Origin of the sequence: Nanhaiella sioensis, from assembly GCF_046557775.1 — a bacterium.
In the GTDB taxonomy this organism is placed as follows: domain Bacteria; phylum Bacillota; class Bacilli; order Bacillales; family SM2101; genus Nanhaiella; species Nanhaiella sioensis.
In genome coordinates, this window is the sequence record NZ_JBKAEG010000001.1 from 4522655 (window position 1) to 4538211 (window position 15557).

Below are 15557 nucleotides of genomic sequence, written 5' to 3' on the forward strand. Positions count from 1 at the left end.
AAAACGTGAAACAAGTACCAAATTTTTTACAAATGAAGCAAGAGAACGATCCGATTGTTATGCTAACTGCATATGATTATCCATCTGCAAAGCACGCTGAGGAAGCAAACGTTGACATGATTTTAGTGGGAGATTCTTTAGGTATGGTCGTTTTAGGTTATGAATCAACGATCCCTGTGACAGTTGATGATATGGTCCATCATACGAAAGCAGTTAAGCGTGGTGCACAAGATACTTTTATCGTTACGGATATGCCATTCATGTCATATCAAATCTCCAAAGAGGAAACGCTAAGAAATGCCCAACGAATTATTCAGGAAGCTGGAGCTCATGCTGTTAAGGTTGAGGGAGCAGGTGATGTACTTGATATGATAAAAATTTTAACATCAAGTAATATTCCTGTCGTAGCTCATTTGGGATTGACCCCTCAATCTGTAGGTATTTTAGGCGGATATAAAGTACAAGGGAAGGATCATCAGGCAGCTAAACAACTACTTGAAGATGCTAAAAGCTGTGAACAAGCTGGGGCAATCGCATTAGTGCTTGAATGTATTCCTACTCAATTGGCAGAGCAAGTAACGAAGGTAATAGACATACCGACAATTGGTATTGGTGCAGGAAAAACGACAGACGGACAGGTACTTGTTTATCATGATGTGATCGGTTATGGGGTTGAAAGAGTACCAAAGTTTGTAAAGCAATATACTAAGATTAATAATGATATAAAAACAGGTTTAGAAGGTTTTGTTGCAGAAGTGAAAGATCGTAAATTCCCAGAAAAAGGGCATTCTTTCCATATGAAAGAAGAAGAACTGGAAGCACTTTACGGGGGAGCTAAAGCATGATCATCATTAGAAAAATATTAGATATGCAAAAAATGATTAAAGAGTATCGGCAAAAAGGCATGAGTATAGGTTTTGTGCCAACGATGGGATTTCTACACGAAGGACATATCTCTTTAATGAACAGTGCTCGTCCCCAAAATGATATAGTTGTGGCTAGCATCTTTGTAAACCCTTTGCAATTTGGTCCAAATGAAGATTTTGATTCATATCCACGCGATATAGTTAGAGATGAAAAAATGGCAAGTGATGCGCAAGTTGACATCTTGTTTTATCCTGATGTTAATGAAATGTATAACTCAGCAATGTCAACTACTGTCGTTGTGAATGAGCGTGTCAATGTTCTTTGTGGAAAATCAAGACCTGGACATTTTGATGGAGTAGCAACTGTCTTAACCAAATTATTTAATATTGTGAACCCTGATAATGTATACTTCGGTATGAAAGATGCACAACAGGTTGCTGTTGTTGATGGTTTAATTAAAGATTTTAATTTTCCAATTAATTTAGTTCCCATTAAAACTGTTCGAGAAGCAAACGGCTTAGCAAAAAGTTCTCGAAATGTCAGGCTAACTAAATTAGAGAAACAACAAGCACCATATTTATATAAAAGCTTACAATTAGCTAAAGAACGAATTAAGCTAGGTGAAAAAGATCCACATACAATTATTGCCTTAATTACTGATTATATTGACACACATACTGATGGAAATATTGATTATGTAGAATTGTATTCCTATCCTAAATTAACTGCCTTATCTAAAATTAGTGGCAACATCATTATAGCAATCGCAGTTAAGTTTACAGAGGTAAGGTTGATTGATAATATTACTATGGAAGTTTGTAAGGAGGAATAACAATGTACCGTACAATGATGAATGCAAAAATACATCGCGCCCGAGTAACAGAGGCAAATTTAAATTATGTTGGAAGTATAACAATTGATCAGGACATTCTTGACGCAGTTGGTATGATTGCAAATGAAAAAGTTCAAATTGTTAATAATAATAATGGAGCTAGAATAGAAACATATATTATTCCAGGTGAAAGAGGTAGTGGAGTTATATGTTTAAATGGCGCTGCGGCTAGGCTTGTACAGCAAGATGATATCGTTATTATTATTTCGTATAAATTGATTAGTGAGGCTGATTTATCAGAACATCAACCAAAAATTGCAATTATGGATGAAAATAATCAGATAACTGAACTTATTGGCAAAGAGCCAGCGAGAACGGTTATGTAAGTATAAAACCCTCTATTGATGAGGGTTTTCATGTATAAGTAAGTTTTTGTTCAAAGAGGGATCACCCTTGAACAATATTGAGGTGTTATAGATGTTCTCCCGTTTCGTAGTTATAGATCTAGAAACAACAGGAAATGCAGTTAAAAGTAATGACAAAATTATTCAAATTGCGGCTGTGGTCATTGAAGATGGAAAGATCATTGACCGCTTTTCCAGTTTTGTAAATCCAAATCGTGAAATTCCTGCTTTTATAAGTGAACTTACTGGTATTACTAATTCAATGGTAACAGATGCTCCAATGTTCACCGAGATAGCACCTATAATTATTAATATGCTTGAGAATTCTTATTTTGTAGCTCACAACGTCCCATTTGATTTAAACTTTTTGCAAGAAGAAATAAAGTCACATGGCTTTAGTGAATTAACTATACCATCCTTGGATACCGTTGAGTTAGCTAGGATATTGTATCCAACTAAAGATAGTTACAAATTGTCAGATCTATCAGCTGATTTTGTAGTTGAGCATCTGCAGCCTCATCGTGCTGACAGCGACGCTGAAGTGACAGCTATACTGTTTTTGGAACTAATTAATAAATTAAATTCCCTTCCATTAGTCACATTAGAAGCGTTAAAAAAGCATGCTGTTTATTTGAAAAGTGATGTTATTGGAATTATTGCACATGTGATAGAACATAAGCATTCGCTAGGAGAAGAAGTACACACGGGTTTGACCATCGTCCGGGGGCTTGCGATAAGAACACACAGTTATTTAAATCGGAGTGGCAACATACAACAACAAGCATTTCGACAATTAAAAAATGATCTTCCATCATTAATGGAGAAGCATATTATAAATTTCGAGCTTCGTGAAGGTCAACTACATATGATGGATGTTGTTGATAAAGCATTGCAAACGAATCAACATGCCATCATTGAAGCTGGAACTGGCTCTGGTAAAACACTTGCATATTTACTACCAGCAGCTCTTTTTGCCATAACTAAAAATAAGCCAGTAATTATAAGTACTTATACCGTCCAACTTCAAGAGCAGCTAGTTGACAATGAAATTAAGATATTGAGGAATTTGTTAGATGTGCCACTGAAAGTAGCTGTCTTAAAAGGTAAGCGCCATTATATGAATTTGTGGAAATTTGAACGCAGTTTAGCATATTTGGATAGTAATTATGATGTGATTTTGACAAAATGTCAAATACTTGTTTGGTTGTTAGAAACAACAACAGGTGATGTAGATGAACTGAATCTTACCTCTGGTGGTTTGTTATTTTGGGACGAAATAAATGAAAACTCGCATACATTGTTGAACAATGACAATCCTTGGAAGCCTTATGAATTTTATCATAAAGCACGAAATGAAGCTCACCAGGCAGATGTAATCATTACAAATCACTCACTATTGTTGACTGATTTACAAGCTGAACAAAGTTCTTTATTACCAAAATATGATGTGGCAATTATTGATGAAGCTCATCAATTAGAGCGGATTGCTAGCGAATGTTTTGGAGATTATATTAATTATAATTACTTCGTCTTTTTATTTGCAAAGCTTGGCTCACTTGACCAACCTAGTCTACTTTCCAATGCTTTTCACTTATTTAGCGACAAACATTTAAACGTAGATTCTTTTCGGATTATCGACCATCTAATTAAAAACCTAAAGGCTGAAGTTGATGATTTATTTAGAATGCTACGAGCAATCATACTTAAAAATAACAACGATGGTCAAGCGTACCGAACTCAATATAGATTTAATGTTAGTGAAGAACATGGTAGAGAGTGGAATGCATCACTTGAGTTGGTCAGTAGAGTAAGGATGCAAATGATTGAGCTTGTGAGTACAATGCAAACTCAATTTACAGCCATTAAATCCATAGAACACAAATTATCCGTCCATGATAAACGTGAAATCGATTTATTCTTTTCTTTTATAGAAAAGTTTAATCATACTCAACAAGTATTAGAATCAATATTATTAGTTGATAATCAAGAGTCAGTTTCATGGATGGAAACAGATACGAAAGGGGCTCAAAACGCGGTAAAGCTATATACACAGCCAATTGATGTTTCAGATCTATTAGCCGATGAGTTTTTTTCTAACAAGTACAGTGTAATTTTAACATCAGCTACTTTAAATGCCCATGAGTCATTTAAGCATATTATAAACCAGCTGGGCCTTGAAGACTTTTACCCGTTAACTGAATTTGTGCCATCGCCTTTTGTATATGAGAAGCAGGCTCTACTATGCATACCAAATGATGTTCCGCTTATAAAAGAGACTTCTACAGAAGATTATATAGCTAACATAGCAAATCATATTGTAGCAATTGCGAGCAAATTACAAGGTAGAATGTTACTGTTATTTACTTCTTATGACATGGTTAGAGAAATGTATAGCCAACTAAAGGTGAAAACTGAATTAGATGACTTTGTCATTTTAGCACAAGGTTCTAGCAGTTCTAGCCGTTCAAAGCTTTCCAAAACGTTTCAAGAAATATCTAAATCAATTTTACTTGGAACTTCAAGTTTTTGGGAAGGGGTTGATCTAGTAGGAGAAGAGTTAGCTAGCGTTGGTATCATTAGACTACCTTTTTCATCACCTGATGATCCCATTTCAGCAGCAAAAAATGAAAAAATACGTTTTAATGGTGGTAATCCGTTTACAGAATTAGCATTACCAGATGCTATTTTCCGCTTCAAACAAGGGGTTGGAAGATTAATAAGACATAAAAGCGATAAAGGGATTATATTTGTGTTTGATCGCCGTCTTACAACAACATCCTATGGTAAACAGTTCTTAGCAGCTGTACCAACAATCCCAGTTATTGAAGGTTCAATTGATCGGTTACTTTCTATAATTGAAGAGTGGCATTAGGATAGCTGTAGTAGTTGTGGAGGGATAGTAGTGTTACACTTTTCTAAATGTTTGACAATTTGGTTCGGGTTGTCCTTTATAGGGAATTTGTTGCAACCGCAGCAGCCGGTTGACATAGCAAAAGTGAATTTAAAGCTAACACAGGACGATATTGCAATCACTTTTTTTGATCTGTCATCTGGAGAAGCCACACTTATTCAAAATGCTAAAGGCAATACGATATTAATTAATTGTGGTGGTCCAAAAACCCAAAGTGAAATGGAAATGATGTTTCAATTGTATGATATTAAACAGCTTGACACGGTCATTATTACAAAAGATGATATTCAATACGATACGAATATCGATTGGATTATACAAAATTTCCCGGTAGGAAAAATTGTGTTAGCTTCGAATAACGAACATCCCTATCCTTTTTTAGATGATATAAAAATAGAAAAGTGGAAAAATCAAGATGCTTTTGAGTTATTCAATCATGTCGTAATTAAGGTTGAAAATGAAAATATAGGACAGACCGATGGCGCTCTTGATTTATCAATATTTCTTAAAAATCACCACATTTTGTATATGACAAATGCAGGAAAGTTAATTGAGAAAAAATTATTAACACAAATGGAAACAGAAGTCGATATATTAAAGGTTGGTGATTTTGGAGCAGAAGGTGGTACAACTTCATTTTTTTTAGAAAAAATTGACCCGAAAGTTGCCATCATTTTTCAGAACAAGAATAACAAGCCCAATCAAGAAGTACTGGAAAGGTTATATGATTCTTGGATCGATATTTATTTAACGAAACAAGTCGGGAATATTTCCATTAAATATAGTAATGATCAATATGAAATTATCCCGATTGAAGTAAATAAGCAGGAATAAAATTTTGTTAAACATAGGGTGTTTAGCAAGGATTGTTTGTATTATAAAGAATTAAACGAGTACTCAACTAACGTTCGTCCATCTTTTCTTCAATACAAAGATGACTAACATATATAACATTTTTTTTGATACTAATTTGGTAACACTGGAAAGAAGTTTCTGACCTTCTGTATGCACATTAATTGTTACCATTTCTAAATAATTCTTCTCTAAAGACTATAAAAAACCTACTATACATAATGAAATTTATTTGAACATGGGAACAAAGTTCACGTAAAGATTTTGAAATAAAAAACCTGTAACAACTTGTGTGTACAGGTCAACGGTGTGGGTTAGGGTATATTTTTTATAAAAGGTTGTTATCGCATTTGATTGTTGCTTTTCGTAGGCATCTTTTCACATGTAAAATGAGGTCAATTGTATATATTTCTTTGTTGTTGGTTGAAATTAAGCTCATTTCAACAAAGTTTTCGAAAAGAGCCTTATAAAAAGAGCTGGGTAACACTCTTATCATATTTATTATCAATTTGTTGAATACACCTGTTATAATTGATATGGATTACTCTCACTTACTTTGTGAGTACTGTTATTTTTACCTTAGTTCTTAACAATATAAGTAACAAAATTTGTTCACAAAATAGGAGGACTCTATTGCATGGAAAGTAAAATTGAAGTATTATCTACTTTAAAGATTGCACATTCTTCTGATTTATACAAAATTGTCGATAATTTAAATCGTACTTTAAAAGGACAAGATTTAATGTTTGGACTAGCTTTAGACGAAAATGATGAAGAAACAGCAGTTTTTACCATTTATCGTACGTAATAAAAAGGACTTTATAATGATGAAAAAAAGGATTATCCCAATAGCTTTTATTAGCACTATTATTTTTTTTATAATACTTGGATATTTGTATTTAAGTGCAATGAAGCCGATTGAAATCGCTGAAGATACAGCAATTAACATAGCTAAAAAGGAAGCACAAATGCAAACTATTCACAAAGTATATACATATCATGGAACAGAAGCATATTCTGTTGTGCTTGGAGAAGATCAGTCAGAGCAAGCTCTAGCAGTTTTTATCCCTGAGGATGTTAACAAACCTATTGTTATTAAAAACCAAGCAGATGGCACAACAGAACAGCAAATCATTGACATGGTTAACAAAGAACAAAATCCCAAAAAGATCATATCAGTAACGTTAGGAATGGATGGAAATATACCAATTTGGGAAACGGTTTATATTGATCACCAAAACCGATACGTTTATCATTACTCTTATTTTGAAACAGGCACTCAACGCAAAAGGTATATAATATCCTAAACAATCAAGGAGGAACTGACATGAAATTGGCACATCGAGTATCTTCATTAACACCTTCAACAACATTGGCTATTACTGCTACTGCAAAAGAACTTAAAGAACAAGGGCATGATGTAATAGGGTTAGGAGCTGGTGAACCAGATTTCAATACTCCACAGCATATTATAGAAGCTTCTATTACAGCCATGAATGAAGGTAAAACTAAATACACACCATCAGGTGGCCTCCCAACTTTAAAGAAAGAAATATGTGATAAATTTAATAAAGATCAGGGGATTCAATATGATCCGTCTGAAATAATTGTATGTACTGGTGCGAAACACGCACTTTATACACTATTTCAAGTCCTTCTTAATGAGGGTGACGAAGTAATTATACCTTCTCCATATTGGGTTAGCTATCCTGAACAAGTAAAATTAGCAGAAGGACATCCTGTATTTGTCAAGGGTGAAGAAGAGAATGAGTTTAAAATTACTGGCGAACAACTTAGGGGAGCAATTACAGAGCGCACTAAAGCAATTATTATTAATTCTCCAAGTAACCCTACTGGAATGTTATATAGTAAAGAAGAATTGGCAGAGTTAGGTGAAATATGTTTACAACATAACATCTTAATTATTTCTGATGAAATTTATGAAAAGCTCGTATACGCCAATAGTGCACACGTTTCGATTGCTCAGATATCTCCACAATTAAAAGAGCAGACGATCATTATCAATGGTGTATCCAAATCACATTCGATGACTGGATGGAGAATTGGCTATGCTGCAGGTAATAAAGAAATTATTAAAGCAATGACAAATCTTGCAAGTCACAGTACATCTAACCCAACGTCAATTGCACAATATGCTACTCTTGCGGCTTATAATGGTTCTCAACAGCCTGTAGAAGATATGCGTGTAGCTTTTGAAGAACGCTTGAATATTATTTATGAAAAATTGATTCAAATTCCCGGCTTCACTTGTATTAAACCTAAAGGGGCATTTTACCTATTTCCTAATGCCAAAGAGGCAGCTAAATTAGCAGGTTTAAAAGACGTAGATGAATTAGCTAAAGCTCTTTTGGAAGAAGAAAAAGTTGCAATCATTCCAGGGTCAGGATTCGGAGCTCCAGACAATTTACGACTTTCATACGCGACATCACTTGATCATTTAGAAAAAGCAATTGAAAGAATTAGTCATTTTATGAAAGTGCAATGTCATGCATAATGATTTTTAATATGCACTCAAAATATATGCGCTTATTATACATTTTTACTCAAGATACAAGGGATTAATATATTTATTTTTTATGTTTTAGACGAGATGCTTATTCTGGTGTAGAATTACAACTGCATAAACAGCCAAATAAAAGAGGGTTTGACTCAAAAAGTGTTAGTTTGTACTTTAGGCATGTATTGTGCAAATAATATCGAGTCAGACCCTTTTTGTTGGAGAATCTTGCACTTTTACTCTCGTTGAATAAGGATTGGAATAGCATTGTCTTATTGTCTAGCCTCAATGCTAAGTTGCTTTAAGACTCTTCCGTGCTATTAGCTAATAGCAGTGGCAATCACGCTTTTCTGCCTTGCAACAATTTTTGTCGAAATGTATAATGTAATTTGGATACATATAAAAAGAGGCAAGCAACTTGTTTACCTCTGCAAACGGATGTATTGTATTTTGGAGGGAATTTTATAGTGAAAACGACAATTACTGAAGTAAGTAAATATGTTGGCCAGGAAGTAACCATTGGAGCTTGGTTAGCTAACAAACGTTCAAGTGGAAAAATCGCTTTTCTACAGTTAAGAGATGGTTCAGGATTTATTCAAGGGGTTGTTGTTAAGGCTGAGGTTGAAGAAGAAGTATTCAAGCTTGCTAAATCAATCACACAAGAAACTTCATTGTTTGTAACAGGTACGGTTCAAGAAGATGAACGGTCACCTTTTGGATATGAATTAACAGTAACTAATATTAAAGTGATTCGTGAATCGGTTGACTACCCGATAACACCTAAAAAGCATGGTACAGAATTTTTAATGGACAATCGTCATTTATGGATACGCTCGAAACGACAGCATGCAGTTATGAAAATACGTAATGAAATCATTCGTGCAACGTATGAATTTTTCAATAACAATGGCTTTGTCAAAGTAGATCCACCAATATTAACTGGAAGTGCTCCTGAGGGGACAACGGAATTATTCCATACTAAATATTTTGAAGAGGATGCTTATCTATCACAAAGTGGCCAATTATATATGGAGGCTGCTGCGATGGCTTTAGGAAAAGTATTTTCTTTTGGTCCTACTTTCCGTGCAGAAAAGTCTAAGACTCGTCGTCATCTAATCGAATTTTGGATGATTGAACCCGAAATGGCATTCTACGAGTTTGAAGATAATTTACAAGTACAAGAACAATATGTAGCCTATATCGTTCAAGCAGTGTTGAAAAACTGTGCACTTGAATTGAAAATTTTAGGGAGAGAAACTGAAACACTTAGTAAGATTACAGCACCATTCCCACGTATTACGTATGATGATGCAATTAAGTTTTTACACGACAAGGGCTTTGACGATATTGAATGGGGGGATGATTTTGGTTCTCCTCATGAAACTGCAATTGCAGAAAGTTTTGAAAAGCCTGTATTTATAACACATTATCCGACAGCATTAAAACCTTTTTATATGCAGCCAGATCCAAATCGAGACGATGTTGTGTTATGTGCTGATTTAATTGCTCCAGAAGGGTATGGTGAGATTATTGGCGGCTCTGAACGCATACATGATGCTGAATTATTAGCTCAACGTATGAAGGAACATGATTTATCTCCAGAGGCTTATCAATGGTATTTAGATTTACGTCAATACGGTTCGGTTCCCCATTCTGGATTCGGCTTAGGATTAGAAAGAACGGTAGCATGGCTTAGTGGTGTTGAGCATGTACGTGAAACAATTCCATTCCCACGTTTATTAAACCGTCTATATCCTTAATATTAGTTAACTTTTAATGTTCTTCGGCTCCCACCTCAATAGGTGGGAGCTTTAAATGGGGTAAGGTTTTCACCAGAAAGTGAATAGTGAAGATCTCACTGTAATAAATGGTATTCATAAATAATTAAGTTGAAATATAAACTAAAATGATTATGTTTGTCTGTCATTTGCTATTTAGTATATTATGACTGATAAATTCCCTTGGAGGGTGACTCTAAAGGATCTAACTTACATTTCATCCAATATTTAAGGAAGAATCTCCTTATTGCAAGAAATTGTATGTCAGATCGTTTTCTTTTGAGACATCCTTTTTGCATATATGATGTACTGTGAAATGGTTTGTAAACGGTCATCACATATTCTTGTTCATGTTATACTAAGGACGAGGTGTCATAAATGATAAGTAAAGATAAAATGCTTGACTGGCTTGATCAAGGCAGTATCTCTATCCCAAAAATGCTGTTACAAAACTACGTACAGATTGGTCTTAATGAACAGGAACTTATGTTAATTTTACATGTGTATTCTTTTATAGAACAAGGAAACAAATTCCCTACACCAAATGAATTAGCTAATAGAATGACACTTTCAACAGAAGAGTGCACGGATATATTACGATTGTTATTAAAAAGAGCGTATATTCGTATTGAAGAAGGCAGTGATGAGCATGGAAAAATTAATGAGCAGTATTCCTTGCAGCCATTGTGGGAAAAAGTTTTAATGAGCTTTGTATCAGAGACAGCGGTTGAAGAACCAAACAAAGAAGATATTAATTTATATGTGATGTTTGAAGAAGAGTTTGGTCGACCTTTATCACCATTCGAAGGTGAAACATTATCTATGTGGCTTGATCAGGATCAATATAATCCAATCATTATTAAGACAGCATTGCGTGAAGCAGTACTATCAGGAAAATTAAATTTTAGATATATTGATCGCATATTATTTGAGTGGAAAAAGAATGGGATAAAAACGGTTGAACAAGCTCAAAGTTACGGTAAAAATATTCGGAAGCATCAACAAAAACGGTCAAGTACACAGGAAGGGGAATATAAACGTACTATTCCTTTTTATAATTGGCTTGAACAGCAGTGATCTTTTGAAAAAAGTAGCGAACAATCAGGTGAGCTATTTGCAGCCTGATTTTTTTTGTCCTACTTACTTATGTAAATTGATTAACAAGACTGATCCGCATTACAAAGAATACTACTTTACAATGTTGTAAATTAACCTAAAAATCCAACGGAGACTGTATGATATTGATCTTTTTAAAAGAGGAATAACCGTCACTAATGATAATCTTTATTAGTGTTATCTGTTCGTAGGGAAAGGAACAATTAATGCGGAGTAGTCAATAATTAAAATTGGGTGTGAAATATACTATGTTAAATAATACACAAATTAGGTTTTGTTTAGATAAAATGGGGGAAATGTTTCCTGATGCACATTGTGAACTAAATCACTCAAATCCATTTGAGCTTGTGGTTGCTGTTGCTCTATCTGCACAATGCACCGATGCACTTGTAAATAAAGTAACTAAAAAGTTGTTTACAAAGTATAAGAAGCCTGAAGATTATTTGGCAGTCTCATTAGAAGAGTTACAACAGGATATTCGATCTATTGGTTTATTTCGAAATAAGGCGAAAAATATCCGCAATCTATCTCAGTTATTAATCGAGCAATATGGAGGTATTGTTCCTAATGACCGTGACGAGTTAACGAAGTTACCAGGTGTAGGAAGAAAAACAGCAAATGTAGTCGTCTCAGTCGCGTTTGACATACCGGCGATTGCTGTTGATACTCATGTTGAACGTGTTAGTAAACGTTTAGGGATATGTCGTTGGAAGGATAGTGTTTTAGAAGTAGAAAAAACACTAATGCGAAAAGTACCAAAGGATGAATGGTCTGTGACCCATCATCGCATGATATTTTTCGGTAGATATCATTGTAAAGCACAATCACCTCAGTGTGAAGTATGTCCACTCCTTGATTTGTGCAGAGAGGGTAAAAAAAGAATGAAAAAGAACAACAGAATTACCAAAGGGGAGAAATAAGGTTGGAACTAAATATCCCAAACCATATGAAAAATACACTCTTTTTCCCTGAGTCTATAACAAATCTAAATATTAACCTACATAATTCATTTGAATTGAACGTTGATTTAACTAATTTTGGCTACGACATTGCAGCACATAACGATATAGATACAATTAAGCCTTGGTTGTCGATAGAGCAATATATTCCTATAGTAATAGCTAAATGGAAGGGGATTGAACCAGAGTTAACTCAACATTTTCAGCAGAGGAAAAAAACGAATATCAAACAGGCGATTGATCAATCATTAGGTTTGTTCTTATCTATGCTTTTTTGGATGAACAGCAGCCCTGTAACGAACCTTATTAATATTCAAGATCAAATTAAAGAATTGAAATACAAACCGATCAATGTAGGTGAAAGAATTGATTTTATAATGAAAAAACCACATCAATTTCATTCTTTTATACAGCTTAGTGAGTTATTTCAAGAAAGTACTAAAATATATTATAAGATTGTTGCATTACAAAAATAACATCGATACTTAAGATTGAAATTAGCTAGTGAGTAAGGTTCGTCAACTTTGTTAATTACTATTACAGTGCTTTATGTAGTTATTCAACTTACGGAGCAATAGTTATATTCGAGGATAACTTGAGCACGAAGGGCGATAATCTATGTGAAAATAACCTTAGTTAAAAATCTTTAAATATTAATTTACAAATGAAAAAATGACTTTTGTTTAACCACCATTTGGACGAGCTTACCCACAAAAAAACAACAGGCTACCTCTCATAGCCTGTTGTTTTTTTAAGTTATTATTCATTATTATCCTCTTCACTTGGAGGTGGTTCAGGTGGCCGTTCATCATGGTCACCTTCATCAATTAATGGGTCTCCAATTTCTCCTTCATCATCAGTTCCTGGCTCTTCATCAAATAAGTCATCAAACGGATTTTCTAATTCTTCCTCAAATATCGGAATCTCAACAGAGGCACTTAGTGGGTCACTTCTATTTTCTGGATTGCTGTCACTAACTGCTGAGATCTGATAAGAGTAGATTGCCCCTTCAATCGGATCAGGTACGAGGTAACTAAACTCTTTTGTAGTGCCTATTACTTCATACGGGCCTTCATCAATTGATTGTTTAATTTCGAATGAAATGTCACTTAATTCTTCCTCAGATCCATCTAACGTGTAGTCCCACAATAATTGTAATGCATTAGTTCTTTCATCATATAAAGCTTCAAAACCATTAGGTGGGTCTATTTTATCATATTTTTCTGAGACCTTAGTTGGTTCTGTGCCTTTCACAAAGTATTCGTAGACGATTTCACTTTGTGGTGTAAATTCACTAGGTAATTTTGCGGGATTTGACCCTTTTTCAACCTTTTGTTGAACCACACTGTTAGGTACAGTGAAATCAGCAGATTCACCACCTGATATGTGGGTGAATAAATTTTTAAATAGTCTACGGGCAATTTTTTCTTCATCTACGCTTTTAAAATATGCATCTTCACTAATTCGATTAAATCCTGTCCATATTGCTGCTGTATATTCTGTTGTATAGCCTGCAAACCATACGTCTTTCGTTGCATTTTCCGGTAAACCGTATTTTTGTGTTTCATCTACAGGATAGTTAGTAGATCCTGTTTTACCGGCAACTGGGACTGCATTGCTAACGAAGGCATCCCGACCTGTTCCATTGGTAACAACAGATTTTAACATATCAGTTATCATAAAAGCAGTGTAATCTGACATCGCTTCTTCTGTTTCCGGCGTTAAATCTATTTCCCTTCCATCAGGAAAAACAATTTTAGTAACAGCATGAGGTTGATTATAAAATCCTTCATTACCAAAGGCACTGAATGCACCTGCCATGTCTAATGTAGATACACCAGTACTAAATCCACCTATAGCGTATGGTTCGTATATTTGTTTTTCTAGTGGGATTCCTAAACCAACCGCAAAGTCTCTTGCTTTATCGAGACCGACTTCTCTCACTGCTTTAACTGCTGGAACATTAACTGACTGTTCTATAGCATATCTCATAGACATCCAGCCTCTATATCCATCATACCAATTATATATTTGTTTATTAGAATCAGCATATGTCATTTGTTCATCATTAATTTGTTCATATGTCGACCATTTTAAATATTCAATTGCAGGACCATAATCAAGAACAGGTTTTATGGAAGATCCTGGTTGTGCTTTTGTATCTATAGCATAATTCCAACCTCTTGCAGCGTCTTGATTACGTCCACCACCGATGGCTCTTATTTGACCTGTTTTCGTATCAAGTAATGTAATTCCAGCTTGGAGGTTCTCGTTTGGGAAGTTGACAACATTATTCGATTGTAACAGCTCATTAGTATATTTTTGTGCTTCTGTATCTAACGTCGTATAGATTTCTAGGCCACCTGAATATAGATCGTAATCTCCAGATTCATTAATTTCTTCTATAACATAATCTAGAAAAGCGTCATAAGGTTCAGATTCTATTGTTGTTACATTCAGTGATTCTTCAACAGGTATTGCTTTGGCTTGTTCAGCCTGTTCAGCTGAAATAAAGCCATGTTGCGCCATTAAAGATAGTACAACATTTCTTCTTTCTTCTGCTGCTTCAGGATTTTTAATAGGATTGTAATTATTTGGACTTTGAGTCATTCCTGCTAGTAAAGCAGCCTGATTTAGTTGCATGTCAATTAAATTATCTTTATCAAGGCCGAAATATACTTCAGCTGCTTTGCCTACTCCGTACGTACTTCCACCTAAAAAGATTTTATTTAAATACAGTTCTAATATCTCTTCTTTAGATTTAATTTGTTCAAGCTTATATGCTAACCATGCCTCTTGAACTTTTCGACTTATTTTTTTTTCAGGTGTTAACACATAGTTTTTGACAACTTGTTGTGTGATAGTACTTGCCCCTTCAGCACCGAAGCCTTCTGTAATATTAGCAAGAACGGCTCCACCGATTCGAATGGGGTCAATTCCATGATGTTCAAGAAAACGAGCGTCTTCAACAGCTAGAAATGCATCTTGAAGTACTGTTGGAATTTCGTTATATTTTACATACGTGCGTTTCTCTATCCCAAGCTCAGCAAATTCATTGCCATCTTTATCAAATACCTTTGAAGAGAATGAGGCTTGAAATGCTTGTTCATCTAATGGAGGCACATCTTTAATGATTACATAAAATGCAATTCCTCCAACTATAGCGCCAATAATTCCTAACGAAAAAAATACTAAAATAAGTTTCTTAATAAATTGAAAGATACTTTTTTTAGGTTTTTGTTTACTTTTATGGTTACGTTCAGCTTGTTTACGTGCTGTTCTTGACTGTGATTGACTTGCCATGTGGTATTCCTACCTTT

General features: G+C 34.6%; 13 protein-coding genes. 12 read left to right on the plus strand and 1 reads right to left on the minus strand.

Going from position 1 to position 15557, the window contains the following annotated elements; genetic code table 11:
• Positions 1–5: 5 nt before the first annotated feature.
• The 12 genes from panB to V1503_RS21450 all read left to right on the plus strand — a co-directional run bounded on the left by panB (position 6) and on the right by V1503_RS21450 (position 12713).
• Positions 6–845 (plus strand): 3-methyl-2-oxobutanoate hydroxymethyltransferase, encoded by an 840-nt coding sequence (gene panB, locus V1503_RS21395; RefSeq protein WP_320258630.1) that lies wholly within the window; start codon positions 6–8, stop codon positions 843–845.
• Positions 842–1699: a pantoate--beta-alanine ligase gene (gene panC / locus V1503_RS21400; RefSeq protein WP_410629092.1), complete on the plus strand. Its 858-nt coding sequence runs from the start codon at positions 842–844 to the stop codon at positions 1697–1699. Before panB ends, panC begins: the two co-directional genes overlap by 4 nt.
• Positions 1700–1701: 2 nt before the next feature.
• Positions 1702–2085, plus strand: coding sequence for an aspartate 1-decarboxylase (gene panD, locus V1503_RS21405; RefSeq protein WP_214481263.1), 384 nt, complete (start codon positions 1702–1704; stop codon positions 2083–2085).
• Between the two features lie 91 nt (positions 2086–2176).
• Positions 2177–4975 carry an ATP-dependent DNA helicase DinG gene (dinG, locus tag V1503_RS21410; protein ID WP_410629093.1) on the plus strand — a complete coding sequence of 933 codons (2799 nt, stop codon included), beginning with the start codon at positions 2177–2179 and terminating at the stop codon, positions 4973–4975.
• Between the two features lie 30 nt (positions 4976–5005).
• Positions 5006–5848 (plus strand): ComEC/Rec2 family competence protein, encoded by an 843-nt coding sequence (locus V1503_RS21415; protein ID WP_410629094.1) that lies wholly within the window; start codon positions 5006–5008, stop codon positions 5846–5848.
• A 655-nt stretch (positions 5849–6503) separates the two neighbouring features.
• The gene (locus tag V1503_RS21420; RefSeq protein WP_214481260.1) at positions 6504–6674 is read left to right on the plus strand and encodes a YpmA family protein; all 171 of its coding nucleotides are present in this window, start codon (positions 6504–6506) and stop codon (positions 6672–6674) included.
• A gap of 19 nt (positions 6675–6693) precedes the next feature.
• Positions 6694–7173: a cell wall elongation regulator TseB-like domain-containing protein gene (locus tag V1503_RS21425; RefSeq protein WP_410629095.1), complete on the plus strand. Its 480-nt coding sequence runs from the start codon at positions 6694–6696 to the stop codon at positions 7171–7173.
• Between the two features lie 20 nt (positions 7174–7193).
• Positions 7194–8381 carry a pyridoxal phosphate-dependent aminotransferase gene (locus V1503_RS21430; RefSeq protein ID WP_410629096.1) on the plus strand — a complete coding sequence of 396 codons (1188 nt, stop codon included), beginning with the start codon at positions 7194–7196 and terminating at the stop codon, positions 8379–8381.
• Positions 8382–8851: 470 nt separating this feature from the next.
• Positions 8852–10144 (plus strand): asparagine--tRNA ligase, encoded by a 1293-nt coding sequence (asnS, locus tag V1503_RS21435; RefSeq protein WP_214481257.1) that lies wholly within the window; start codon positions 8852–8854, stop codon positions 10142–10144.
• Between the two features lie 399 nt (positions 10145–10543).
• Entirely contained in the window at positions 10544–11239 is a 696-nt protein-coding gene (locus V1503_RS21440; RefSeq protein WP_410629493.1) for a DnaD domain-containing protein, read from the plus strand.
• 287 nt (positions 11240–11526) lie between these two features.
• The gene (gene nth / locus V1503_RS21445; RefSeq protein WP_214481256.1) at positions 11527–12198 is read left to right on the plus strand and encodes an endonuclease III; all 672 of its coding nucleotides are present in this window, start codon (positions 11527–11529) and stop codon (positions 12196–12198) included.
• Positions 12199–12200: 2 nt separating this feature from the next.
• On the plus strand, positions 12201–12713 hold the full coding sequence (locus V1503_RS21450; RefSeq protein ID WP_410629097.1) for a YpoC family protein: 513 nt from the start codon (positions 12201–12203) through the stop codon (positions 12711–12713).
• A 283-nt stretch (positions 12714–12996) separates the two neighbouring features.
• On the opposite strand, the gene V1503_RS21455 is transcribed toward V1503_RS21450, so the two are convergent.
• Positions 12997–15540, minus strand: a complete 2544-nt coding sequence (locus tag V1503_RS21455) for a transglycosylase domain-containing protein (protein ID WP_410629098.1) — start codon at positions 15538–15540, stop codon at positions 12997–12999.
• Between the last annotated feature and the right edge of the window lie 17 nt (positions 15541–15557).

Bases quoted from the DNA above. Each gene is read 5' to 3' on its own strand.
- V1503_RS21420 (WP_214481260.1), top strand. From the start codon at position 6,504: ATGGAAAGTAAAATTGAAGTATTATCTACTTTAAAGATTGCACATTCT.
- dinG (WP_410629093.1), top strand. From the start codon at position 2,177: ATGTTCTCCCGTTTCGTAGTTATAGATCTAGAAACAACAGGAAATGCA.
- V1503_RS21455 (WP_410629098.1), bottom strand. From the start codon at position 15,540: ATGGCAAGTCAATCACAGTCAAGAACAGCACGTAAACAAGCTGAACGT.
- nth (WP_214481256.1), top strand. From the start codon at position 11,527: ATGTTAAATAATACACAAATTAGGTTTTGTTTAGATAAAATGGGGGAA.
- panD (WP_214481263.1), top strand. From the start codon at position 1,702: ATGTACCGTACAATGATGAATGCAAAAATACATCGCGCCCGAGTAACA.
- panC (WP_410629092.1), top strand. From the start codon at position 842: ATGATCATCATTAGAAAAATATTAGATATGCAAAAAATGATTAAAGAG.
- V1503_RS21430 (WP_410629096.1), top strand. From the start codon at position 7,194: ATGAAATTGGCACATCGAGTATCTTCATTAACACCTTCAACAACATTG.
- V1503_RS21425 (WP_410629095.1), top strand. From the start codon at position 6,694: ATGAAAAAAAGGATTATCCCAATAGCTTTTATTAGCACTATTATTTTT.